Annotated in this window: 20 protein-coding genes and 1 tRNA gene; 10 read left to right on the forward strand and 11 right to left on the reverse strand. The window is 63.0% G+C overall.

The features are described 5' to 3' along the window. Nucleotides 1-12 precede the first annotated feature (12 nt). From glcF to ACLKMW_RS04630, 5 genes are all read right to left on the reverse strand, one after another. Nucleotides 13-1,347, reverse strand: coding sequence for a glycolate oxidase subunit GlcF (glcF, locus tag ACLKMW_RS04610; RefSeq protein WP_415723221.1), 1,335 nt, complete (start codon nucleotides 1,345-1,347; stop codon nucleotides 13-15). 16 nt (nucleotides 1,348-1,363) lie between these two features. Further along, on the reverse strand, nucleotides 1,364-1,744 hold the full coding sequence (locus tag ACLKMW_RS04615; RefSeq protein ID WP_415723222.1) for a DUF4870 family protein: 381 nt from the start codon (nucleotides 1,742-1,744) through the stop codon (nucleotides 1,364-1,366). Then, complete coding sequence (locus tag ACLKMW_RS04620) at nucleotides 1,741-2,997, reverse strand: FAD-binding protein (RefSeq protein WP_415723223.1); 1,257 nt, start codon at nucleotides 2,995-2,997, stop codon at nucleotides 1,741-1,743. The genes ACLKMW_RS04615 and ACLKMW_RS04620 overlap by 4 nt, the downstream gene beginning before the upstream one ends. Before the next feature lie 247 nt (nucleotides 2,998-3,244). Continuing rightward, on the reverse strand, nucleotides 3,245-4,741 hold the full coding sequence (locus tag ACLKMW_RS04625; RefSeq protein ID WP_415723224.1) for an FAD-linked oxidase C-terminal domain-containing protein: 1,497 nt from the start codon (nucleotides 4,739-4,741) through the stop codon (nucleotides 3,245-3,247). A 173-nt stretch (nucleotides 4,742-4,914) separates the two neighbouring features. Further along, entirely contained in the window at nucleotides 4,915-6,231 is a 1,317-nt protein-coding gene (locus ACLKMW_RS04630) for a DUF3422 family protein (RefSeq protein ID WP_415723225.1), read from the reverse strand. 215 nt (nucleotides 6,232-6,446) lie between these two features. On the opposite strand from ACLKMW_RS04630, the gene ACLKMW_RS04635 reads away from it, so the two are divergent. The 3 genes from ACLKMW_RS04635 to ACLKMW_RS04645 are packed head-to-tail and all read left to right on the forward strand — an operon-like array spanning nucleotide 6,447 to nucleotide 9,199. Further along, nucleotides 6,447-7,247, forward strand: coding sequence for a FadR/GntR family transcriptional regulator (locus tag ACLKMW_RS04635; protein WP_415723226.1), 801 nt, complete (start codon nucleotides 6,447-6,449; stop codon nucleotides 7,245-7,247). Between the two features lie 34 nt (nucleotides 7,248-7,281). Then, a complete protein-coding gene (locus tag ACLKMW_RS04640; protein WP_415723227.1) occupies nucleotides 7,282-8,418 on the forward strand; it encodes an alpha-hydroxy acid oxidase in 1,137 nt (378 codons plus the stop codon). 37 nt (nucleotides 8,419-8,455) lie between these two features. Beyond that, the gene (locus tag ACLKMW_RS04645) at nucleotides 8,456-9,199 is read left to right on the forward strand and encodes a metallophosphoesterase (protein WP_415723602.1); all 744 of its coding nucleotides are present in this window, start codon (nucleotides 8,456-8,458) and stop codon (nucleotides 9,197-9,199) included. A 1-nt stretch (nucleotide 9,200) separates the two neighbouring features. On the opposite strand, the gene ACLKMW_RS04650 is transcribed toward ACLKMW_RS04645, so the two are convergent. Together ACLKMW_RS04650 and ACLKMW_RS04655 are read right to left on the reverse strand one after the other, a co-directional pair. Next, nucleotides 9,201-9,362: a hypothetical protein gene (locus tag ACLKMW_RS04650; protein ID WP_415723228.1), complete on the reverse strand. Its 162-nt coding sequence runs from the start codon at nucleotides 9,360-9,362 to the stop codon at nucleotides 9,201-9,203. A 184-nt stretch (nucleotides 9,363-9,546) separates the two neighbouring features. Beyond that, nucleotides 9,547-10,245: a type 1 glutamine amidotransferase gene (locus ACLKMW_RS04655; protein ID WP_415723229.1), complete on the reverse strand. Its 699-nt coding sequence runs from the start codon at nucleotides 10,243-10,245 to the stop codon at nucleotides 9,547-9,549. A 75-nt stretch (nucleotides 10,246-10,320) separates the two neighbouring features. Between ACLKMW_RS04655 and ACLKMW_RS04660 the strand changes: the two genes are divergently transcribed. From ACLKMW_RS04660 to ACLKMW_RS04675, 4 genes are all read left to right on the forward strand, one after another. Continuing rightward, on the forward strand, nucleotides 10,321-10,959 hold the full coding sequence (locus ACLKMW_RS04660) for a hypothetical protein (protein WP_415723230.1): 639 nt from the start codon (nucleotides 10,321-10,323) through the stop codon (nucleotides 10,957-10,959). 32 nt (nucleotides 10,960-10,991) lie between these two features. Then, a complete protein-coding gene (locus tag ACLKMW_RS04665; RefSeq protein WP_415723231.1) occupies nucleotides 10,992-11,735 on the forward strand; it encodes a 16S rRNA (uracil(1498)-N(3))-methyltransferase in 744 nt (247 codons plus the stop codon). 191 nt (nucleotides 11,736-11,926) lie between these two features. Then, nucleotides 11,927-13,300: a glutamate--cysteine ligase gene (locus ACLKMW_RS04670; protein ID WP_415723232.1), complete on the forward strand. Its 1,374-nt coding sequence runs from the start codon at nucleotides 11,927-11,929 to the stop codon at nucleotides 13,298-13,300. Nucleotides 13,301-13,375: 75 nt separating this feature from the next. Further along, nucleotides 13,376-14,257, forward strand: a complete 882-nt coding sequence (locus ACLKMW_RS04675; protein ID WP_415723233.1) for a DUF937 domain-containing protein — start codon at nucleotides 13,376-13,378, stop codon at nucleotides 14,255-14,257. A gap of 98 nt (nucleotides 14,258-14,355) precedes the next feature. On the opposite strand, the gene ACLKMW_RS04680 is transcribed toward ACLKMW_RS04675, so the two are convergent. Further along, a complete protein-coding gene (locus tag ACLKMW_RS04680; RefSeq protein ID WP_415723234.1) occupies nucleotides 14,356-14,643 on the reverse strand; it encodes a DUF1127 domain-containing protein in 288 nt (95 codons plus the stop codon). 118 nt (nucleotides 14,644-14,761) lie between these two features. Here ACLKMW_RS04680 and ACLKMW_RS04685 point away from each other — a divergent pair, with 118 nt between their 5' ends. After that, the gene (locus ACLKMW_RS04685) at nucleotides 14,762-15,718 is read left to right on the forward strand and encodes a LysR substrate-binding domain-containing protein (protein ID WP_415723235.1); all 957 of its coding nucleotides are present in this window, start codon (nucleotides 14,762-14,764) and stop codon (nucleotides 15,716-15,718) included. Nucleotides 15,719-15,721: 3 nt separating this feature from the next. Here ACLKMW_RS04685 and ACLKMW_RS04690 read toward each other — a convergent pair whose 3' ends face one another. Then, the gene (locus tag ACLKMW_RS04690) at nucleotides 15,722-16,663 is read right to left on the reverse strand and encodes a DMT family transporter (RefSeq protein ID WP_415723236.1); all 942 of its coding nucleotides are present in this window, start codon (nucleotides 16,661-16,663) and stop codon (nucleotides 15,722-15,724) included. A gap of 142 nt (nucleotides 16,664-16,805) precedes the next feature. Between ACLKMW_RS04690 and xseA the strand changes: the two genes are divergently transcribed. Next, nucleotides 16,806-18,386 (forward strand): exodeoxyribonuclease VII large subunit, encoded by a 1,581-nt coding sequence (xseA, locus tag ACLKMW_RS04695; protein ID WP_415723237.1) that lies wholly within the window; start codon nucleotides 16,806-16,808, stop codon nucleotides 18,384-18,386. Nucleotides 18,387-18,420: 34 nt separating this feature from the next. Here xseA and ACLKMW_RS04700 read toward each other — a convergent pair. Then, a tRNA-His gene (locus ACLKMW_RS04700) sits at nucleotides 18,421-18,497 on the reverse strand. 253 nt (nucleotides 18,498-18,750) lie between these two features. Continuing rightward, on the reverse strand, nucleotides 18,751-19,212 hold the full coding sequence (locus ACLKMW_RS04705; protein WP_415723238.1) for a phasin: 462 nt from the start codon (nucleotides 19,210-19,212) through the stop codon (nucleotides 18,751-18,753). Between the two features lie 251 nt (nucleotides 19,213-19,463). Between ACLKMW_RS04705 and ACLKMW_RS04710 the strand changes: the two genes are divergently transcribed. Further along, on the forward strand, nucleotides 19,464-22,838 hold the full coding sequence (locus tag ACLKMW_RS04710) for a PAS domain S-box protein (protein WP_415723239.1): 3,375 nt from the start codon (nucleotides 19,464-19,466) through the stop codon (nucleotides 22,836-22,838). Nucleotides 22,839-22,935: the final 97 nt, after the last annotated feature.

The following is a 22,935-nucleotide window of genomic DNA, read 5'->3' on the forward strand; positions in this document are numbered from 1 at the left end:
TCGGTCGATGTTTTACTCCGCGGTAACCATCGCCGGCGTGCGCGCATTCGGCACGCCTTCGGGCTGCGGCCCGCCATAGGCCCAGTCGAGAAGCTTCACCGTATGCACGATCGGCATTTGCGCCGCAGATGCAATCTGCGTGATGCAGCCGATATTGCCGGTGGCTACAATGTCGGCTCCCGTGGCCTCGATATTCCTCACCTTGCGATCGCGCAGTTGCGCGGAAATCTCAGACTGCATGATGTTGTAGGTGCCGGCCGAACCACAGCACAGATGACCCTCGCGCGGCTCCTTCACCACGAAGCCGGCGCGCGCCAGAAGTTCCTTCGGCTGGCGGGTGATCTTCTGTCCGTGCTGCATCGAGCAGGCTGAATGGTAGGCTACGGTCAAGCCCGGCCGGCGCACCGGCTCCGGCAGGTCGAGCGTGGCGAGATATTCGGTGACATCCTTGGCGAGCGCTGAAACGCGCGCCGCCTTTTCGGCATAGGCCGGATCGAGCCGCAGCATGAAGCCGTAATCCTTGATGGTCGTGCCGCATCCTGAGGCGGTGATGACTATCGCGTCGAGACCGCCATCCTCGATCTGACGTGTCCAGGCGTCGACATTCCGGCGCGCCGAAGCGAGTGCCTGCTCCTCGCGCCCCATATGATGGACCAGCGCGCCGCAGCAACCCTCGCCTTGCGGCACCACCACCTCGATGCCGAGCCGCGTCAACAGGCTGATCGTCGCCTCGTTGATGCCGGGATCGAGCACCGGCTGGGCACATCCGGTCAAGATTGCGACCCGGCCGCGGCGCGGACCGGACGCGGCATGGCTGCCCGGCGACGCCATCGGCGATCTTTCCCCAACCGACGCCGGCACCAGCTTCAGCATCGCGCCAAGCGGCCGCAGCGCCGGAACGGACTCGAAGATCTTCGCAAAGGGCGTGCCGAGCCGCGCCAACCTCAGCGCCAAACGAAAGCGCGCGGGATGCGGCAGCACAAAGGCGAGAAGCGCTCGAATGATGCGGTCGGGCAGCGGCCGCCTGTAGGTCTTCTCGATATGGGCGCGCGCATGATCGACCAGATGCATGTAATTGACCCCTGAGGGACATGTCGTCATGCAAGCCAGACAGGAGAGGCAGCGGTCGATATGGGTGACGATCTCGCTGTCGGCCGCACGGCCATTTTCCAGCATGTCCTTGATCAGGTAGATGCGCCCGCGCGGACTGTCCAACTCGTTGCCGAGCGTCACATAGGTAGGACAGGTCGCCGTGCAGAAGCCGCAATGCACGCATTTGCGCAGGATTTTCTCCGATTCCGCCACATGCGGATCGGCAAGCTGCTCGGCGGTGAAATTGGTCTGCATCGGCTTTGCTTATCTTTCAGAGAAACCAGCTTTGCGGCTTGGCGATCGGCTCGCCGCGCGAAAGCGCCTGCAGGCCGACGATGCAGCGAGCGATGAACCAGACCGCAACGGCAAACAGCAGGAACACGCCGATGAACAGCAGGAGCAGCACGGCCGAAACCGTCGCATAGAGCAGGCCGATCCAGAATGTACGGATGAGCCATGTATAGTGCGTTTCGATCCAGGCCTCCGACTTGCCGCGATTGAAATAGGCAAGCACGATGCCGATCAGGCCGCTGATGCCGATGACGAGACCGGCAAGATAGAGAATATAGATCACCTGCACATTGGTCTTGCCGGGCTCCAGCCACCGGTCCGTCTGGCGCGGCGCGTTCGGCCGGTTGTCGATGTCGCTCATGGATTGATCTCCCCCTGTTTCGATCCCTCCAGACTAGCAGACCTGTCGGCAGGAACCATGCGACCGGGATTGAGAATTCCCTTGGGATCGAACTCCTGCCGCAGGCGCGCCGAGAGTGCCGCCAGTGCCGCCGGCTGCGGCTCGAAGACCGGCAACGCGGCACGCAACGCATGGCTGGCGCGCACCAGCGTGGCATGACCGCCGCCGAATTGCTTCAACAGGCGGCGGATGGTTTCGTGCTCCGGGTCGGCCTCCATACGCAGCCAGACAAGACCGCCCTGCCAATCGTAGAAAGCGTCGCATGCCGCCTCCATGCGCAGCGCCATGACCATCTTGTGCGCTTCGCCCGGTGTCATCGAAATGCGCCAGACCGGCCGCTCGCTGCCATCGGCGAAGGGAATGCAGTCGCGGACGTCGCGCCAGATCGCACTGGAGGCGTCGCCTGCAAACTCCTCGATCGGGCCGGCATTCTTCAGCGGGTCAATCAAGGCCCGCGACCTATAGATCACCGACGGGCCGAAGCCCTCGATACGCAGAAGCGTCGCCGAACTGCCCGCAAGCGAGCCACCGGCGATGGAGCCGGCGAGATTCTCCGGAATGTGGGCAGCGCTCGAAACCTCCGCGCTGGAGCCGAGAGCCAACGCCATGGCGATCGCCGCGTCTTCATCGAGCAGCCCGCGCACGGCAAGCGTCGTCTCAGTCTCCGCCTTCGGCAACACCTTGAAGGTGACATCGGTCAGCACCGCCAGCGTGCCCCATGAGCCGGCCATTGCCTTCGACAGATCATAGCCGGTGACGTTCTTGACGACACGGCCGCCCGATTTGAAGGCTTCACCACGACCGGAAACGGCACTAATGCCGAGAATGTGGTCGCGCGCCGCACCTGCCTTCAGCCGACGAGAACCGGAAAGGTTGGCTGCAAGCACGCCGCCGATGGTGCCGCGACCGCGTTGGCTTCCCAACAACGGACCGTAGTCCATCGGCTCGAAAGCAAGTTCCTGACCGCTCTCGGCCAACAGCTTCTCGATCTCGGCAAGCGGCGTGCCGGCGCGGGCCGAAAGCACCAGTTCTTCCGGCTCATAGAGCGTGACGCCAGTGAGGCTGGAAAGATCGAGCGTGTGCTCGGTCTGGGCAGGACGACCGATGCCGCGCTTGGAGCCGTGCCCGACGATTTCAAGCGGCGCCTCGTTCACCGCCGCCCATTGCACGGCAATCAGAACCTCGGCCGCGGAAGATGGGGTGAAGGTGGTCATGATTCCATCTTCGCCGTGACTGAGAGGGACATAAGGCTCCGTTTGACACCCCCCTCTGGCCTGCCGGCCATCTCCCCCTCAAGGGGGGAGATCAGCTTGCATCCCCGCTTTCGCCAATCTTCAACACGGCGCGAAAAGAGCAGGGATAGAAGCTGCCAATCTCCCCCCTTGAGGGGGAGATGGCCGGCAGGCCAGAGGGGGGTATTGCACAACACAAACATGACTTGATCTGTGACTCCGGCCACCCTCAAAACCTCGGAATATCCGGAAACGGCAGCTTGCCGCCGGAAATATGCATGCGGCCGAGTTCGGCGCAGCGGCGCAATTGCGGGAAGACCTTGCCCGGATTGAGCAGATGTTTCGGATCGAACGCGCATTTGACGCGCATCTGCTGATCGAGATCGATCTTGTTGAACATTTCGGGCATCAGATCGCGCTTCTCGACACCAACGCCGTGCTCGCCGGTGAGCACGCCGCCGACCTTGACGCAAAGCCGCAGAATGTCGGCACCGAAGTCTTCGGCCTTCTGCAGTTCGCCCGGCACATTGGCGTCATAGAGGATCAGCGGGTGCAGATTGCCGTCGCCGGCGTGGAAGACATTCGCCACCCGCAATCCATACTGCTCGGAAAGCTCGCGCATGCCGGCAAGCACCCGCGGCAATTCCTTGCGCGGGATGGTGCCGTCCATGCAGTAGTAATCCGGCGAGATGCGGCCCACCGCCGGAAAAGCCGCCTTGCGGCCGGCCCAGAAGACCAGCCGCTCCTCCTCCGATTGGGAAATGCGGCAAGTGGTCGAACCGTTGCGCAACGCAATCGCCTCGACCTTGTCGATCAGGTGGTCGACCTCGACGCCCGGACCATCCAGTTCCACGATCAGCAGCGCTTCGCACTCCAGCGGGTATCCGGCGTTGACGAAATCCTCCGCCGCGTGGATCGCGGGGCGGTCCATCATCTCCATGCCGCCTGGAATGATGCCGGCCCCGATGATATCGGCCACGCACTGACCGCCCTGCTCGCTTGTCGGAAACGCAATCAGCAGCGCACGCGCCGTTTCCGGCTTCTTCAGAATGCGCACGGTGACCTCGGTGACGACGCCAAGCAGCCCCTCCGATCCGGTCATGAGACCGAGCAGATCGTAACCTTCCGAATCGAGATGCTTGCCGCCGAGGCGCACGACCTCTCCATTCATCAGCACCATCTCGATGCCGAGCACATTGTTGGCGGTGAGCCCGTATTTCAGGCAGTGAACGCCGCCGGAGTTTTCCGCGACGTTGCCGCCGATCGAGCAGGCGATCTGCGAAGATGGATCGGGGGCGTAGTAAAAGCCCTCCATTTCCACGGCATGGGTGATGCCGAGATTGGTGACGCCCGGCTGGGCGACAACGGTGCGATTGGGGTAGTCAATCTCGAGGATGCGGTTGAAACGGCTCATCACCAGAAGCACTGCATCCTCCAGCGGCAGCGCACCGCCCGAAAGTGATGTACCCGAACCACGCGGCACCACGCGGATGCCGCGCTCGTCGCAATATTTGAGGATGCGCGAAACCTGCGCCACAGTTTCCGGCAGCACGACCACCAGCGGCAGTTGCTGGTAGGCGGTAAGGCCGTCGCTTTCAAAGGCGCGCATCTCGTTGACGGCGTCGACGACGCCTTCGCCCGGCACGATGATGCGCATATCCGCGACGATCTCGGCGCGACGGTGCAGCGTCTCCGCATCGGGCGCGGGCATCACCAACCCGGACATCGGCCGTCCTCCTGGAGCATTACTGGTAAAAAGCATTTACCAGTTAAATTCGCCGCGCGCAAACCGTGCATCGTATGTGCACGGCGCTGCGAATGGACGACAGTTCCATAGCGTCAATCTGACGCTTGCTTGAAGGCCCGCCATCCGGATTTGGCGAGTACGAAGCGCTGCGCCTACTCGGCGTGCGAGACTTTCGCGCTGTCGTCATGCGAACGACGGATGCGCCGTACGATCCACCAGACAAGCAGGATGGTCACCGGCACGGAGGCGGCGGTCACCAGTTCGGGCTTGAGCGCATGGCCGAACACCGACGTTCCCTTGGCCAGATAGCCGATGAGGCCGACGACATAGTAGGAGACGGCTGCGACAGAGAGCCCCTCGACCGTCTGCTGCAGGCGCAATTGCAGGCGCGCGCGATTGTTCATCGAGGCAAGCAGGTCGCGGTTCTGATGCTCGACCTCCACGTCGACCCAGGTCCTGAGCAGGGTCGTCGCACGGGTCAGCTTGCGCGACAGATTGGCCTGGCGCTCTTCGACCGACCGGCATGTCCGCATGGCCGGCGCGACCCGGCGCTGCAAAAAGCCCAGCCATGTCTCGTAGCCGGGCACCGGCTCCTCGGCCAGCGCCTGCAAACGCTCCTCGATGATGCCGTTATAGGCGCGGCTGGCGCCAAAGCGATATAGGCTGGCGGCCGCATCCGCCTCCAGTTCGGCCGCAAGCTCGGTGAGATCGGCAAGCAGGGTCTGGCTGTCGCGCGTTTCGGAAGCCTTCATCTCGCGGGTGATCTGGGTCAGCCGGTCTTCGATGCGTCGTACGCGCGCCGACAGCGAATGTGCCAGGGGCAGGCCGAGCATGGCCAAAGTGCGGTAGTTCTCGATGTCGATGAGGCGCTGCGACAGCGCACCGATGCGCGAGGGCGACATGCCGCGGTCCAGCACGAGGATGCGCGTAAGCCCATCGCCGTCCTGGTGGAAATCGGTAACGATGCCGGCCTTGCCGTTTTCGACCAGCGAATAGGAAAGGCTGGCGGGATCGAAGGCGGCGATCAGCTTCTCGCTGTCATCGGTCCATTTGCGGATCTCCAGCCTTATGCCGGAAATGACCGTCCCGGGCGGGCTGAACCCATTGCCGAAAGGCGAATCCGCGGAGCCGGGCTCCAGCGGTCCCTCCCAAAGATAGGTCGAGAATTCGGTATGGCGTTCCCAGCGCAGCGTGCCCTGCCCCCACTTCATGGCGTGGTGACGGGCCTGGCGATCGGGCGCCGCGATGCCGAGCCGACGCGACAGTTCGGCAAGCACCGCATGGTCGACCGTCGAACCGCCCTCGGTCATGAAAGCAAGCTGTATCAGCAGGCGCGGCGTCTCGATCGGCGGACGCGGACGCGCATGGACCTCGCCGATGGCGTCGGGGCGGCCTTCATGCGCGGGAAAGCCCATCACGCTGCCGGTCGCGCGCGGTACGAACTGGGAATTGAACTGGTCCGCGGGCATGCTGCCTATGAGGCCTCCGGTAAGGAATGCGCTGCCAATATGCACTATCGGCAGCCAAGGCAATCGACAAGTAGGACCTGGCGAAGACTGCGCCCGCCTCAGCCCGGAGGCGAAACCCACAAATGGATAATTAAATTGACCAGTTTGGCCGGATGCCGTTATTGTGCGCGGCATCGGCGAATGTTCGGGCAGTCGCCGCCTTAGGGACAGCCGGTTTGAGCGAAATTTTCTCCAGGATCGAACATTCGCGCACCGCCGACGAGGTGGTGCAGCAGATCGAGAGCCTTATTCTCGAGGGCGTGTTGCGCGTGGCCGATCGGCTTCCGGGCGAGCGCGAACTGGCGCGCCAGTTCGAGGTTTCGCGTCCCATTCTGCGCGAGGCGTTGAAAATCCTGGAAGTGCGCGGGCTGATCGTGACCCGCCACGGCGGCGGCACTTACGTCGCCGATGTCATCGGCCAGGTCTTTTCCAAGCCGGTGCTGGATCTCATCGCCACCAACCGCAAGGCGACCGCCGATTATCTCGAATATCGCCGCGAGATCGAGGGCGTGGCCGCCGAATATGCGGCGCGACGCGCCACGAAGGACGACATCGCTCTGCTCGACCGCATCATGGCGCGGATGGAACAGGCGCATGAGCGCGTCAATCTCGAGGAAGAAGCCAGCATCGACGTCGAGTTCCATCTCGCAATCGGTGAATTCGCGCACAACATCATCCTGCTCCACACGCTGCGGTCCTGCTACCGGCTGCTTTCCGACGACGTATTCCAGAACCGCCGGCTGATGTTCGATCTGCCTGGCGCGAGGGAGGCGTTTCTGGAGCAGCACCGCGCGATCTACGCCGCCGTGACCGAAGGCGATCCGGCGCGCGCCCGTCAGGCGGCGATGGACCACATCACCTATGTCGAACGCTCGACGCAAGACGCTGAACGCACCGGCGAATGGCAGCGCGTGTCGAAACTCAGGCTGCGCCAGCGCATCGGCGCGGCAAGGCGGCAAACCGGCTCTGAAAAATAGCGTCAGCCCGAAGATTGATCGAATGGGGAATTTGATGACCGAAATCGTTGAGATCAACGACCTCAAGGAACTCGCCCGGCGGCGTGTGCCGAAGATGTTCTTCGACTATGCCGACTCCGGCTCATGGACGGAAAGCACCTATCGGGCGAACGAGGAGGATTTCCGCAAGATCAAGCTTCGGCAGCGCGTGCTGGTGGACATGACCGGCCGTTCGCTGGAAAGCACCATGATCGGCCAGAAAGTAGCGATGCCGGTGGCATTGGCGCCGACCGGACTGACCGGAATGCAGCATGCGGATGGCGAAATTCTTGCCGCGCAGGCGGCAGAGCAGTTCGGCGTTCCCTTCACGCTGTCGACCATGAGCATCTGCTCCATCGAAGACGTCGCCGAATCGACCACGAAACCGTTCTGGTTTCAGCTCTATGTCATGCGCGACCGGGCTTTCGTCGCCAGCCTGATCGAAAGGGCAAAGGCTGCAAATTGTTCAGCCCTGGTGCTAACGCTGGACCTGCAGATTCTCGGTCAGCGTCACAAGGATATTCGCAACGGGCTGTCTGCCCCGCCCAAATTCACGCCCAAGCACATCTATCAGATGGCGACCCGGCCGGGCTGGTGCCTCGGCATGATGGGCACCAAGCGGCGGGCATTCCGTAACATCGTCGGGCACGTCAAGGGCGTCGCCGATCTGTCTTCGCTGTCGGCGTGGACGGCCGAACAGTTCGACCCGAAATTGTCCTGGAGGGACGTCGCGTGGATCAAGGAGCTCTGGGGCGGCAAACTGATCCTGAAGGGAGTTCTCGACAAGGAAGATGCCCTCATGGCGGCCGAAGCCGGAGCCGACGCGATCATCGTTTCCAATCATGGCGGCCGTCAGCTCGATGGCGCGCCGTCATCGATTTCGGTGCTGCCGGAAATCGTCGAAGCGGTCGGCGACCGCATCGAAATTCACCTGGATGGCGGAATCCGTTCCGGCCAGGATGTGCTGAAGGCGCTCTGCCTCGGCGCCAAGGGAACCTATATCGGGCGTCCGTTCTTGTATGGGCTGGGAGCACTGGGCAAGGACGGCGTGAAGCTGACGCTCGACATCATCGCCCGGGAGCTGGACATCACCATGGCGCTTTGTGGCAAGCGTAACATCAGTGAGCTCGGCAGCGACTTGCTCTATCGCTGATCCCGCTCAAACGCAGCCACACCATCGGCGGAGGCTGATCGTGGCGGAAGGCATTCATTTCCAGAACGCGAGCGGCCCTGCCGGGATGCGCCTTTACGCCATCGGTGACGTGCATGGCCGCCTCGACCTGCTGGAGATGATGCATGCCCGAATCAGGCAAGAGCTTTCATGTGACCGGCCGGACGATTGGCGCGTCATTCATCTCGGCGACTATGTCGATCGCGGGCCGGACCCGAAAGGCGTGCTCGACCTCCTGATCGCCGCAGTGCACGAGGACCGCCGGATGATCGCATTGGCCGGCAACCACGACATCGGCTTTCTCGAATTCCTTGCATACCCATCCCCGCACGGCTTGTTCGCGCGCTATGGCGGCGTTGAAACGGCCCTCTCCTACGGGGTGCAGCTTGATTTCAACGCTCCGGCGGCACTGGCGATCGGCCACGCCGCGTTGAGCCGCGCGGTGCCGCAGGGGCACGTCACGTTCCTGCAGGGGCTGGGCCTCTGCGAGAGCTTCGGCGATTTCTTCTTCTGTCATGCCGGCGCACGGCCGGGGGTGCCGCTGGAAATGCAGGACAGCCGTGATCTGACCTGGATTCGCGACGAGTTCCTTGATCACACCGGTTTGCATCCGAAGGTGGTGGTGCATGGCCACACGCCCTCGCCCGAAGCGGAAATCCGCTCCAATCGGGTCAACGTCGATACCTACGCCTGCAAGTCAGGCGTGCTCACCGCGCGCGTCGTGGACGGCGCGGAGAAACGTATCCTGTCGGTGAGTGGATAAGTCAGTAATGCGCGGCGGTGACGCCGTAACCATCAACGACAAGATGATCGCCTGCCGCATCGGCGGCATAGATGCCAAACCCGCCGAGCGCGATGGCGGAGAGCATGGCGAAGGATAGAAGCGCGGCTTTCAAGGCAGTCATCTCGGTTGGAACTTTCGGCATTTCGCCATCAAAAACATTACAATTGCGTTGCGTTCGCTGTCGGGAACCGCTTGGCAAGCAAGTCATCTGCAAGGGAGACGGCGACCTTCTAAGCCTGGCGCCGCGGCCGCGCCAGCGCCTGCTCTATCGGCGCCTGTGGAAATTCCTCAACGTGCCATTTTTGCCACGATGAGGGCGGGCGGCGTCAGATCGTGGCGACCCAGGCGCGGGCGAGCGCGAGCCCCGCTTCGTCGGCCTGGCGGCTGTGCGCGGCGGCTTCATCGTCGAAACTGTCGAACCAATCCGGCCGGTGTTTGAGCATCAGCTCCGGAAAAGCGGCATTCCACTGCCGCACAAGCGGAAGGTCTGCCTCGAAATGGAACTGGAAGCCATAGGCGGCACGACCGACGCGAAAGGCTTGATTGCGCGTCGCGGGAGTGGTGCAGAGATGCACCGCGCCCTTCGGTAGTGTAAAGGTGTCGTCGTGCACCTGAAACGCGAGGAATGTTTCGGGCAAGACGCCGAGCACCGCGTCGTCAGCGGCGGCATCGGTGCGCGAGATTTGCCGCCAGCCGAATTCCGGCGAAGTGCCGATCAGATTTTCGCCGCCGAAGGCACGCGCCAGAAGCTGACCGCCCAGGCAGATGCCCAGCACCGCGCGGTCCTTCGCCTCGAAGTCGCGCATCAGGCTGAGAATGCTTGGAATGTAAGGAAACTCCTCATCGGCCAGCGCGTTCTGCCCGCCGCCCAGCACCACGAGTGCGTCGTGTTCGCTGGCATCTGCAGGCAGGGGATCGCCCAGATGCGCCTTGCGAATATCGATCTCGGCGCCCGCCTCGGCCAACGCATCGCCCACTTGCCCGAGTTCAGCCTTGTCGAAATTCTGAACAACCAGCACCCGCATGAAAAGCCGCCCCCGTATGACAGAATCGAAAGGCCCGATAGCATGCGCCGCTGCATCGAAGAAGGGGGAGCCAGCATGCCACTGCAAAACCGCGTCGATCCTTTCGGCGACATTCATGCGGTGACGGCGCGCGGCATGTTCACCGGCAATCGTGGCGTCATCCACGATCCGATGACGCGCAGCCTGCTGAAGCGGCGCTGGACCACCAAGGCGTGGATCATCTGTCTGTGCGAATTTCGTCGCAGACGGCGCGAGGTGATGGGGCGAAACAGTCCGAGCGGCCGCGCCGGCTGGACCGAGCTGTTCTTTCTCGACGAGGTGACGGCGCTGGCGGCAGGCCATCGCCCCTGCTTCTACTGCCGGCGCGAAGAGGCGAAGGCGTATGCCGCCTGCTTCGGTGACGCGTTCGGCATCGCGAAGCCGAGAGCACCGGCGATCGATGCCATGCTGCACGGCCAAAGGCGGGCGGCCGGCGGGCGGTATGTCGTGATCGACGAGCGCCAGCTCAACGGCTTGCCGGATGGTGCCATGGTGGCGATGGATGGCAAGGCGCACACAAAGCGTGGCGGCACGTTGCTGGCCTGGAGTTTCGAGGGCTACGAGCCGGCGCAAATGATGGGCAGGGAGCGGCTCGAGCTTGTAACACCCCTCGCCACGGTGGAAGTCCTGCGCGCCGGATACAGGCCGGTCTGGCATGCGAGTGCCGAGACTTGACGGCGAATACGTGCTCCCGCATTCATCCAGCCATGCGTGCGAACTATAAGATGCAGCGGCTTTACGTGCCGCAGGACCTCAGCTCCGGGGCCGCCATCGAGGCGAGCGCGGAACAGAGCCATTACCTCAGCCATGTGCTGCGGCTCGGCGAAGGGGCAGAGCTTTTGCTGTTCAACGGTCGTGACGGCGAATGGCTGGCGCGTATCGAGGCCAAGGCCAAGAAAAGCGTGCGACTTCGTGCGGTTGAAGAGACACGGAAGCAGCCCGCGCATCCCGACCTGATCTACTGTTTCGCGCCGCTTAAGCAGGGCCGGCTCGACTATCTGGTGCAGAAGGCGGTCGAGATGGGCGCAGGCGTGCTCCAGCCGGTGATCACCCAGCACACGCAGATCGCCAGGCCCGGCATCGAGCGGCTGCGCGCCAATGTCGTGGAGGCGGCCGAACAGTGCGGCATCCTGGCTTTGCCCGAAGTGCGCGAGGCGCAGAAGCTCGACCTGCTGCTTGCTTCCTGGGATCACGACCGACGCCTGATCTTCTGCGATGAGAGTGCGCAAACCGACAACCCGCTGCCCGTCTTGCGCGATGTTGCGGAACGCCGGCTCGGCCTGCTGATCGGGCCGGAGGGCGGCTTTTCGCAGGACGAGCGGCGCCAGCTCCATGCCCTGCCCTTCGTGACCGCCATTCCGCTTGGGCCGCGCATCCTGCGTGCCGATACGGCGGCAGTGGCCGCACTTGCGCTGATCCAGGCCTCGATAGGCGACTGGCAGACAATTTGACTTGATGAAGAGTCAGGATTTTTCGCTTGATCGCGCGGATGATTTGCGTCCATCAAGCGCGCGCCCGGAGTGGGCTGGCGCAGGTCGCCAAAAATCGGAATCGATTTTTGGAACGGATTGTGCGTCGATCAAGATGCTACGGCGTTCCTTGCGCGTCCAATCGGAAGCGCGGCGCGGTAAGAGGATGAAAAATGGCGCGCGACACCAGTGATTTCCGGCCGATCGAGGGAATGGACGAACTTGTCGCTTATCTTTCGGCCGGCAACAAGCCGCGCGAGAAATGGCGCATCGGCACCGAGCACGAAAAGTTCCCCTTCTATGTGGATGGAAATAGCCCGGTTCCCTATGGCGGCGAGCGCGGCATCCGCGCGCTTCTTGAAGGCATGCAGAAGACGCTGGGCTGGGACCCGATCCTCGACGCCGGCCGCGTGATCGGGCTGGTGGAACCGACCGGCCAGGGAGCGATCTCGCTGGAACCCGGTGGCCAGTTCGAACTGTCCGGCGCACCGCTCGAGACCATTCACCAGACCTGCCGCGAGGGCAACGCACATCTGGCACAGTTGCGCGAGATCGCCGAGCCGCTCGGCATCCGCTTCCTCGGGCTCGGCGGCAGCCCGAAATGGACCCTGGCCGAGACGCCGCGCATGCCGAAGTCGCGATATGCCATCATGACGAACTACATGCCGAAGGTCGGCACGAAAGGTCTCGACATGATGTATCGCACCTGCACCATACAGGTGAATCTCGACTTCGCCTCCGAAGAAGACATGCGGCGCAAGATGCAGGTGTCCTTGAAGCTGCAGCCGCTGTCGACGGCGCTATTCGCCAATTCCCCCTTCACCGATGGCCGCCCCAACGGGCTGCAGAGCTGGCGTGGCGACATCTGGGCCGACACCGACAACCAGCGCTCGGGCCTGCTGCCGTTCTGCTTTTCACCGCGGTTTGGCTTCGCCGACTACGTCGATTGGGCGCTCGACGTGCCGATGTATTTCATAATTCGCGACGGCCAGTACCACGACATGACGCATATGACCTTCCGCCAGTTCATGGACGGAGCGGCCCGCAACGACCTTAAGGACGGCGTGCCGACGATGGGCGACTGGGCGAACCACCTGTCGACCTTGTTTCCGGATGTCCGACTCAAGCGCTTTCTGGAAATGCGCGGTGCCGATGGCGGACCATGGCGGCGCATCTGCGCGCTGCCGGCCCTCTGGGTCGGCCTGCTTTACGACGCCGAGGCCCTGAACGACGCCGAGGCGCTGACAGCCGACTGGACCTATGAGGAGGTGCTGGCGATGCGCACCGCGGTCCCGGCCCAGGGCATCAACGCGCCATTTCGCAACACCACCTTGCGCGAGCTCGGCCGCGAGGTCCTGGCGATTTCGCGCAAGGGGCTCAAGAATCGCGACCGCAAGAATCGCGACGGCTTTGACGAGGCGACGTTCCTCTCGACGCTCGACGAGGTCGTGTCGCGCGGCACCACGAGCGCCGAGGAGATGCTCAACGCCTATCACACGCGCTGGGGCGGATCGATCGAGCCGGTCTTTCTCGAGTATGCCTATTAGGCAAACGCCGATAGGCGTATCCTCGGCTTTGAGCTAGGCTGCTGCGGCCTACCGATTTCCGAGGAGGATCGAAGAATGCATCCCTTGTTCGACATGCTTGCGAATTCACAGAACGGCAATGGCATGGAGGCACTGGCGCGGCAGTTCGGCCTGTCGCAGCAACAGACGCAGGCGGCTGTCGACGCGCTGATGCCGGCGTTCTCACAGGGCCTGAAGCAGAACACGTCCGACCCGTACGGTCTCGGTTCGTTCATGAGAGCGATGGCCAGCGGCCAGCACGCAAAATATTTCGAGAATCCCGCAAATGCCTTTTCCCCTGCGGGAATGAGTGAAGGCAACGGCATTCTCGGCCATCTTTTCGGTTCGAAGGAACTGTCGCGGGCGGTGGCGGACCAGGCGGCGCAGGCAACCGGCATCGGCCAGGATGTGCTGAAGCAGATGCTGCCCGCCCTTGCCTCGATGCTCATGGGCGGACTGTTCAAGCAGTCCACGGACCGCTTGCAGGCGAGCGGCTTTGGCGGCAGCGGCAATCCGCTTGGCGAAATCATCGAACAGATGATGCGGCAGGGCGGTGCATTGGGCGGCACCACGCCACAGCAGCCGACGCCGCAGTCCGGCAATCCGAGCGACAACCCGCTGGGGCAGATCTTGGAAGGCATGTTCGGCGGCGGCGCCCGGCAGAGGGAGACACAGCAGAGGCAAAATCCTTATGGAGACAATCCGCTCGGCAAGATCTTCGAGGAGATGCTTGGCGGAGGGCAGGCCCGGCGGGCACCGCAGGAGAACTCCGAGCCGCAACGTGAAAGCGAAACGACGTCGAGCGGCCAGCCAAAGAATCCCTATGACGACATCTTCGGCAAGATGTTCGAAACCGGCGCCAAGCAGCGCGACGAATACCAGAAGGGTGTCGAATCGATCTTCGAGCAGTTCACCAGAGGCATGGACAGGCGGCGCTAAAAGCGCTCCGCGAATGAAAATGCCCGGTCCTCTCGGACCGGGCAGGTGTGCAGGCAGGCCGGGGGGATTTCCGGCGGGAGTGGGAGAGCCTGCAAAACTCAGTCGGCGCACCCTGAGGCGGCGCACGCATCGACGCGGTTCCTGACGATCGCGTTCAGATGGGCGGTTCGATCGAGGCCAAAGGGCAGATCGCTCGCAATACGCAGATCGCTGCGCGTCAGGCCGATATCGGCCAGTTCCGCATCCGACATTTCGCCAAGACGATCGAATTGGCTGCGATGTTTCCAGGCGCGGAAAAGGCTGACCGCCGTATTCATCACGCGCGACATGACGGTCGGACGCGTTGTCGCGCACAGCCCACCCGTTGCGTGATCGATCGTGGTCATTTCATCTCTCCTCGTCAGCGCGCCCGCCCGCACCGATGCTGAACTCTGCCACCGGCGTATTGATTAATCCAACGAATGTTTCTAATCTTTAGCATCAGAAATGATGATGGATTTCGCCATGGCCGCGCCGCTCGATCTCGATCAACTGCAGACCTTCGTCATGATCGCCGATACCGGGAGTTTTACCCGCGCGGCCGAAAGGGTGCACCGCACGCAGTCGGCCGTTTCCATGCAGATGCGCAGGCTCGAGGAACGCATCGGCAAGCACCTGTTCGAAAAGGATGGACGGGGGAACCGATTGACCGACGAGGGCGAGCGCCTGCTCTCCTATGCACGGCGGATGATCCATCTCAGCCGCGAAACGCTTGCCGCATTTGATGATCGGCAACTGGAAGGCACGGTGCGCATCGGCACGCCCGACGATTATGCCGACCGCTTCCTGCCGGAAATCATGGCGCGCTTCGCCCGCTCCAATCCACGCGTGGAGCTGACGGTGACATGCGAGCCGACGCCCGGCCTGGTCGAGCAGCTCAGGCGCGGCAATCTCGATATCGCCCTGGTAACGCACGACGCCATTGCCAGCCAGTCTGAACTGGTACGGCGCGAGCCGTTGCTTTGGGTCAGCTCGGCCACCCATCCCACGCATGAGGAGGAGGTGCTGCCGATGGCTTTCGGCCGGCCAACCTGCATCTGGCGCCGTTCGGCCTGCGACGTGCTCGACGCAATGAACCGCGAATATCGCATTCTGTTCACAAGCTGGTCGGCAACAGTGATCGCGGCAGCCGTATTGTCGGGCCTGGCGATTTCGGTGCTGCCGGAATGTGCGCTGAGGCCGGGCATGCGCGTTCTTGGCGAGGCAGACGGCTTCGGCCCGCTGCCGGATTGCAAGATCGGCATCATGCGCGGTCACACCGCCAGTCCCGAGATCGTCGAGGCGGTGGCACGGCATATTTCCGAAAGCCTCGACAACATTTCGATGCGTGCGAGCGAGGAGAACGGACCCTTCGATCTGGCTGCGCTCAACGGCATCCGTACCAGGCGGCCGAAGCCGAACCTGGTTGCGCCCGGCTGGTGAAGCTCAACGGCCGCCGCGTATCACCAGGACATTGCCCGCAGCCACCAGGACCAGACCGGCGAGCGCATAGATGCTCCAAACATACCCTTCGAGCAGCGTCGAAATCAGCAGCGCGAAGATCGGGAAGATCACCGTGGCATATCCGGCGCGGGCAGCCCCGATGCGGCCGAGCAAGGTGAGATAGGCGGCAAATGCCATCACCGTGGAAACGACCGCAAGGAAGACCAGCGATCCGACATAAGAGACAGTCGGTTCCATGATGAACGGCCTGCCGAACAGCAAGGCGAGCAGTGCGCAAAACAGCGTGCCATAGAGCATGCTCCAGGCGCTGGTGGAGATCAGCGGCAGGCCACGGCGCTGGTTGGCGGCAGAGACAAGGTTTCCGGTGCAGAAGCACAGTGTGCCGCAGATGCAAAGCACAAGACCGATCATCGTCGATCCCGACAGGCCGTGGGCGGCGATTTCCGGAAAGAACATCAGCGCGATACCGGCAAAGCCGGTCAGCCCGCCGGCCAGAATGCGGGGCGACGGACGTTCGCGCATGATGATGGCGCCAAGCAGCATGTTGATGACCGAGGCCAGCGAAAACACCACCGAAAGCAGGCCGCTGACCAGATAGAGTGCGCCATAGTAGAAAAACACGAAGTTGGTCGAGAAAAGCAGCATGCCGAGCGCGACAAACCGCAAATGATCGGCGGCGGAAAACCTTAGCCGGCGGCCGCTGAACGCCACCCACCCGAACATCAGCACCGTGGCGATGCCGAAGCGCCAGACGAGATTTACTTCGGGGGACACGACGCCGACCTGCAACGAGATGACGAACCAAGACGCGCTCCACGAAATGACCGTGAGTGCATAGAGGCCGTAGTCCAGCGGCTGGAACGGCCGGTCGGCGCGTTCACTTGAGGCGGACGGTTCGGGCATGGTGGCGGTCTGCGCGGACATGGAGCGCTCCCTTCTTGAAGCATCGCCTATGTCGCCGCTGGCCTGCCACGTCTATCCAATTCTTCTTATCCAATCATTGAAGCAACCGATATGACGATCCGAAACCCTTGACCCGAAGCGACGGAAAGGCCCCAATCGCACGATGAGCGACCTGCTGCCCGAATCACGAACCAACGCGGCCGAATACACTGTGAGCGAAATCTCCGGCGCGCTGAAGCGCACCGTGGAAGATGCTTTCGGCAATGTGCGCGTGCGCGGCGAAATCTCCGGCTACCGCGGCCCGCATTCATCCGGCCACGCCTATTTCTGCCTGAAGGATGACCGCGCCCGGCTGGAGGCCGTGGTGTGGAAAGGCACGATGAGCCGGCTGAAATTCCGTCCCGAAGAGGGCATGGAGGTCATCGCCACCGGCAGGCTGACTACCTATCCAGGTTCATCCAAATATCAGATCGTCATCGACAATCTCGAACCGGCCGGCGCCGGCGCGCTGATGGCGCTGCTGGAGGAACGCAAGCGCCGACTGGCCGCCGAGGGCCTGTTCGAAAGCTCGCGCAAGCGGCGCCTGCCGTTCATGCCGGCGGTAATCGGCGTCGTCACCTCGCCAACCGGCGCGGTGATCCGCGACATCATCCATCGGATCAATGATCGGTTTCCGCTACATGTCGTGGTCTGGCCGGTGCGGGTGCAGGGCGAGACCTGCGGCGCGGAAGTGACGGCGGCTGTGGAAGGCTTCAACGCGCTGCCGGTAGGCGGTGCGATCGCCCGACCCGACCTGCTGATCGTGGCACGCGGCGGCGGCAGCCTCGAAGACCTCTGGGGGTTCAACGACGAAGCGCTGGCGCGCGCGGTTGCAGCTTCGCGCATTCCGGTGATCTCGGCGGTCGGGCACGAGACAGACTGGACCCTCGTCGATCTGGTGGCGGATATGCGCGCACCGACCCCGACGGGCGCCGCCGAAATCGCGGTGCCGGTCAAGGCCGATCTGGAAGCGAACCTCGCCAGCCTGGCGGCGCGGCTGCGTGCTTGCACATCGCGCAATTTCGACCGCAAGCGGCAGGTTCTGCGGGCAGCAGGGCGAGCTCTCCCCTCGCCCGACCAGCTTCTGGCGCTGCCGCGACGCCATTTCGACGAGGTGACGAGCCGTCTTTCGCGCGCGCTGATCATCAGCACCGAACGCAAGCGGGCGCGGCTTGCGGCCATTCGCCTGTCGCCGGCAACGCTCGACCGCCGCATTGGCGAAATCCGGAAAATGACGGAGCGCGACATCGCTCGGGCCTGCGCCGGGCTTCGCGCTGCGCTGCGTGAACGGCGCTCGCGGCTCGATCGCACCGCCCAGCGTATCGGCCCGGAACCTTTGGTTCGACGCAACAGGCTTTGCGTCGAAAGACTGGTTAGCGCCGAGCGGCGGATGGACCATGCCGCCACAATGCGCATGGGCCGACTTCGCAGCCGGTTGACGCAGGCCGACCGCCTGCTTGCGACACTATCGCACCAGTCCATCCTGGAACGCGGATTCGTGCTTGTGTCGGACACAAGCGGCGCATTGGTGAAGCGGGCGGCCGAGGTCGAACCTGAGGCAGCGCTTTCGCTGCGCTTTGCCGACGGCATGGTCGAAGCTGTTGCTGGCTCTGCCGCGACGCGAGCAAAGCCGCAGCCAAAGCCGACGCAGCCCCGAAAGGATACGGCATCCAACGACCCGGGCGCGCAAGGATCGCTGTTCTAAGCGGCAAGCGTTGTTCAAGAAGGAATGGGAGAAGTGGTACGGTTGGGTGGGCTCGAACCACCGACCTCCGGATCCACAATCCGGCGCTCTAACCAACTGAGCTACAACCGCGCCTGCCAATGTTGGCGCAGCGCTCCAATACGGACAATCGGAAGAGATTTCAAGACGTCTGGCGCGGATGGTGCAATCAATTTAGCCACGGGCGGAAAAGCGCCTTGAACCAACCCGAAAAAAAGAAAAAGACCGGCGGGAGGAGGAGCCGGTCTTTTCCTTGTATGGCCAGCGGGAGAAGATGCCGGCCGCTATGCCCGAAGTTTGGAGGGGAGGAGGACCGCCCTTCGGGTACTTCTTAACGCCTAACTGTTCAGGCGACCTTGAGTTCCTTGAACGCCTTTTCGAAGACGTTCTTGAACGGCTTGGTCACGTCCTCGGCAGCCTTGGTGGAAACGGCCTGGAAGTCCTTGGCCTGCTCGACAGCGACTTCCACGCGCTGACGCAGGAAGGAGCTCTGCAGCTCGATCACTTCGGAAAGCGACTTGGCGCCGACGAGTGCTTCAAGATGCGAAAAACCGGCTTCGGCATTGGCGCGAAGGGCCGCGATCGACTTCAGCGACAGCTCGTTGCCAGCGGTCTTGGCGCTCTCGAAGGTCGACTCAAGAGCCTTCTGGGTCTCTTCGGCACCGGTCTTCAACTTTGCATAGGCTTCCTTCGACTGCTCGACGCCCTTTTCGGCGAAAGCACGAATCTGGTCGGTGGCTTTCGAGGCATCGAAGGTCGGGAATTCCACGTTCTCACCGAATTCATTCTTGGCTGCGGTCTTGGACATTAGTACATCCCTTGCAGTGGACAGCCCGGTTGGAAGGCCGCCCCGTTCATTTATAAAACCGATGTACAGCGTTTTATGGTGCATTGCAACATGTATTGTGCGTCGCACCAGAAAAACCGGTCGTCGCGTTAACCAAACGCCGAGTTTCCGGGACCGGAACGCGCTGTTTTCTGGACCTTTGGCGCTCCGGCTTTTATTAACAATCGGTTAATCGCGCGGATTCCAGACAGCCAAAGGTGGTCAGTCAGTTCATGCCGTCAGCTTCGTATTCGTTCATTGATGTCGTCGTGCTCGACGAAGTGCGAGAGCGCTTCGCCAACGGCGATGCAATGGCGATCCTGTCGGCGGACCTCGATCAGGTGATCTGGGCAAACGGACCGGGTGCGCAACTTCTCGGCTATTCGCAGATCGAGGCAATCATCGGCGCTTCGCCGATGCTGAGCTCTACGGCAAAACGCCAGATCATGGCGACCAGCGGCTTTCCGGAAATCGGACGCGACCGGCGGCTTCTGGTGCGGCTTGCGACCGGTGCGGTTAGCCGTGCAGTGGCCTTTCTGGCCAGCGCGCTGAAACTGCCGGATGGGGAAGCCGCAATTCTGCTCGCGGCACCGGCGGAAGCCGGCCAGGCAGACAGTGCCGCGCTGGCAATCAGCGGGCTGAGCGAGCCCGGCCATTTCGCCGCTCTCGTGGGAGCAGCCGGCGAAATCCGCGTTGCCTCGGAGAGTTTCGCCGGGCTCGGCATCTCCCAACAGACGTTGGCAAGCCTCGTGGGCGAGGTAAGCGGCGAACGTGATCGCTTGGTGAAGCGCATGATTGCCGGCGCAAATCACCGCTTCCCGGCAGGTCTGGCGCGGCTGGTGGACGAGCCGGCGCTGCATCTTCTCGTGGTGGTCGATGAACGTCGGCAAGACGACGGTGACTTGGTAGGGCAGAACGCTGTCGAGACTCATGACCATTCACCGCCGACCGCCATTCCCGACGTCGCCGATGCCTCGTCGCCGGAGGTTTCAGAGGATATTCCAGCCGGTCCGGGCACCGGATCGAGCGAGCACGACACCTGGTACTTCAGCTCGAGCGGCGAGGCGGCGCGCCAGGCTCCAGACCCGGCGCCGAGCGAGCCGGTCATGCCGGACCGCGATGCGGCGCCGGTACGTTTCGTCTGGCGAACCGACGCCGATGGCCATTTCAGCCAAATCTCCGATGAATTTGTCGATGCCGTCGGCGCCAACGCCGCTGACGTCATCGGCAGGCGCTTCCGCGATGTGGCCAATGCCTTCGGTCTCGATCCTTCCGGCGAAATTTCCGAGTTGCTTGAACGGCGCGATACATGGTCCGGCCGGTCGGTCCTGTGGCCGGTGGCCGGCACGGGCATGAAAATCCCGGTCGATCTGGCGGCGCTGCCGGTCTACGGCCGCGAACGCAATTTCGAAGGCTTTCGCGGCTTCGGTGTCGCGCGCGTCGCAGAGGCCGTGGAAGATCCCGAAAAGATCGGGTTGGTGCTGGTGAGCCCGCCCAGCCCCGCCGAGCCGCAGGTAGAGCCGGACGAAGAAGTTACCGATACGGCGCCTCAGCCGAGCGACCCCTTCCAGGGCGAAGTCCCGGCGCTTTCGATCGCGCCCCAGCCGGATCGCCGCTTCACCGACAAGGTGATCCGGCTCGCGGAGCACCGCCCGCCGGCGCCGGAAAAAGGCCTGTCAACGATCGAACGCAGCGCTTTCCGGGAGATCGGCGAGCGCCTGAAGCGCGAGAGCGAGGCGGCCAAGGCGCGAGAAGGCGCCGAGGGCGCGCCTCCCGAAGCGCCGGCCGAAGACATCGCCACATCAGACACCGACACGGCACCGTTGCCGCCTATGCCCGATATTGCGGCCTCTCCCGCCAGCGAGGCCGATAGCAAGGTCAATATCGGCGATGAAGAGCAAGCTCAGCCTGCCGTAGATAGCCTGGATAAAGAGGTCGACAGCGACGCCGCACAGGCGCCTGCCGATCAGAAGCAGGAAACGGCACCGACTGCAAGGCCGTCCGCTTCCCTGCCTTCGCAGGACGTCACCATCACCCCGGCGAACGGAAACGCCAGGACGGAAACGCCGCTGCGGCGCATGGCCGAGGGCTTCACAACCCCCGCCGAGGAGCCGAGAGAAGCGGCGGCAACCTCCGACATGTCGGTTCTGGAGCGGTTGCCGGTGCCGGTGCTGATCCATTCCGGCGATGTTCTGCACTATGCCAACGAGGAATTCCTCACGCTCACCGCCTATCGCTCGGTCGAGCATCTGACCGAAGCCGGCGGGCTCGACGCCTTGTTTGCCGAGAGCTATGCCGACGAGGACACTCCCGCGGCCGAGCGCGAGCTGCGCCTTCGTACCGGCGACGGCCTGGAATTTCCGATTGAGGCGCTGCTGCGCTCCGTGCCCTGGCAGGGCGGCAAGGCGCTGATGCTGGTGGTGAGGCGTACCGGAGATTTGGAAACGCCGCCCTTGACGGCCGATTTGCAGTCACCCGCGCAAGCAGAACTGCGCGCGCAGGTTGCCGAAATGCGCACGATCATCGACACGGCAACCGATGGCGTCGTGCTGATCGCCAGCGATGGAACCATCCGTTCGATCAGCCGGCCAGCCGAAGCGCTTTTCGGGTTCGATAGCGACGAGGTTGCCGGCAAGTCCTTCGCATCGCTTTTCGCGATGGAAAGCCAAGGGATAGCGAGCGACTATCTGAACGGCCTGACCGACCACGGTGTGGCGAGCGTGCTCAACGACGGTCGCGAGGTGATCGGCCGCGAGGCGCAGGGCCGTTTCATACCGCTGTTCATGACCATCGGCAGACTGCCCAACGAAAGCGGCTTCTGCGCTGTCGTGCGCGACATAACCCAGTGGAAGCGCGCCGAGGAGGAACTGACCAAGGCGCGCATGCTCGCCGAGCGCGCCTCCTCGCAGAAGACGGATTTCCTGGCGCGCATCAGCCATGAAATCCGCACGCCGCTCAACGCCATCATCGGCTTTTCGGAACTTATGATCGATGAGAAGTTCGGGCCGGTCGCCAACGACCGCTACCGCGACTATCTGCGCGACATCAACCGCTCCGGCAATCATGTGCTCGACCTCGTCAACGATCTGCTGGACATTTCCAAGATCGAGGCCGGTCAGCAGGAAATGGCCTACGAGGCGGTGTCGCTGAACGACACGCTCGCCGAAACGGTCGCCATGATGCAGCCGCAGGCCAACCGCGAGCGCGTCATCATTCGTTCGAGCCTTGCCTCGAAACTGCCCGATGTGGTGGCCGACCCTCGCAGCGTACGCCAAATCGCGCTCAACGTTTTGTCCAACGCCATTCGCTACACACAAGCCGGCGGCCAAGTGGTTGTGTCGACCGCATATGAGACGAGCGGCGACGTGGTCATGCGCGTGCGCGATACCGGCATCGGCATGACGCAGGCCGAGATCGAGCAGGCCCTGAAGCCGTTCAAGCAGATCAATTCGCTGAAACGGGCACGTGGCGACGGCACCGGCCTGGGGTTGCCGCTGACCAAGGCGATGGTTGAAGCCAATCGGGCGAAGTTCGTCATCAACTCGACGCCGGGCGAAGGCACGCTGGTGGAAGTGGCCTTTCCCTCGACCCGAGTGCTGGCCGACTGAACCTTCACCACTCCACTAAATCGCGTCTGTCGAGCGAACTCAGCCTAAGTGCCAAGAGCATTTTTGGCATGCCGCGACAGCTCAAGCCATTGAAAAG

Source organism: Borborobacter xinjiangensis, from assembly GCF_047739745.1.
GTDB lineage: Bacteria > Pseudomonadota > Alphaproteobacteria > Rhizobiales > Rhizobiaceae > Pseudaminobacter.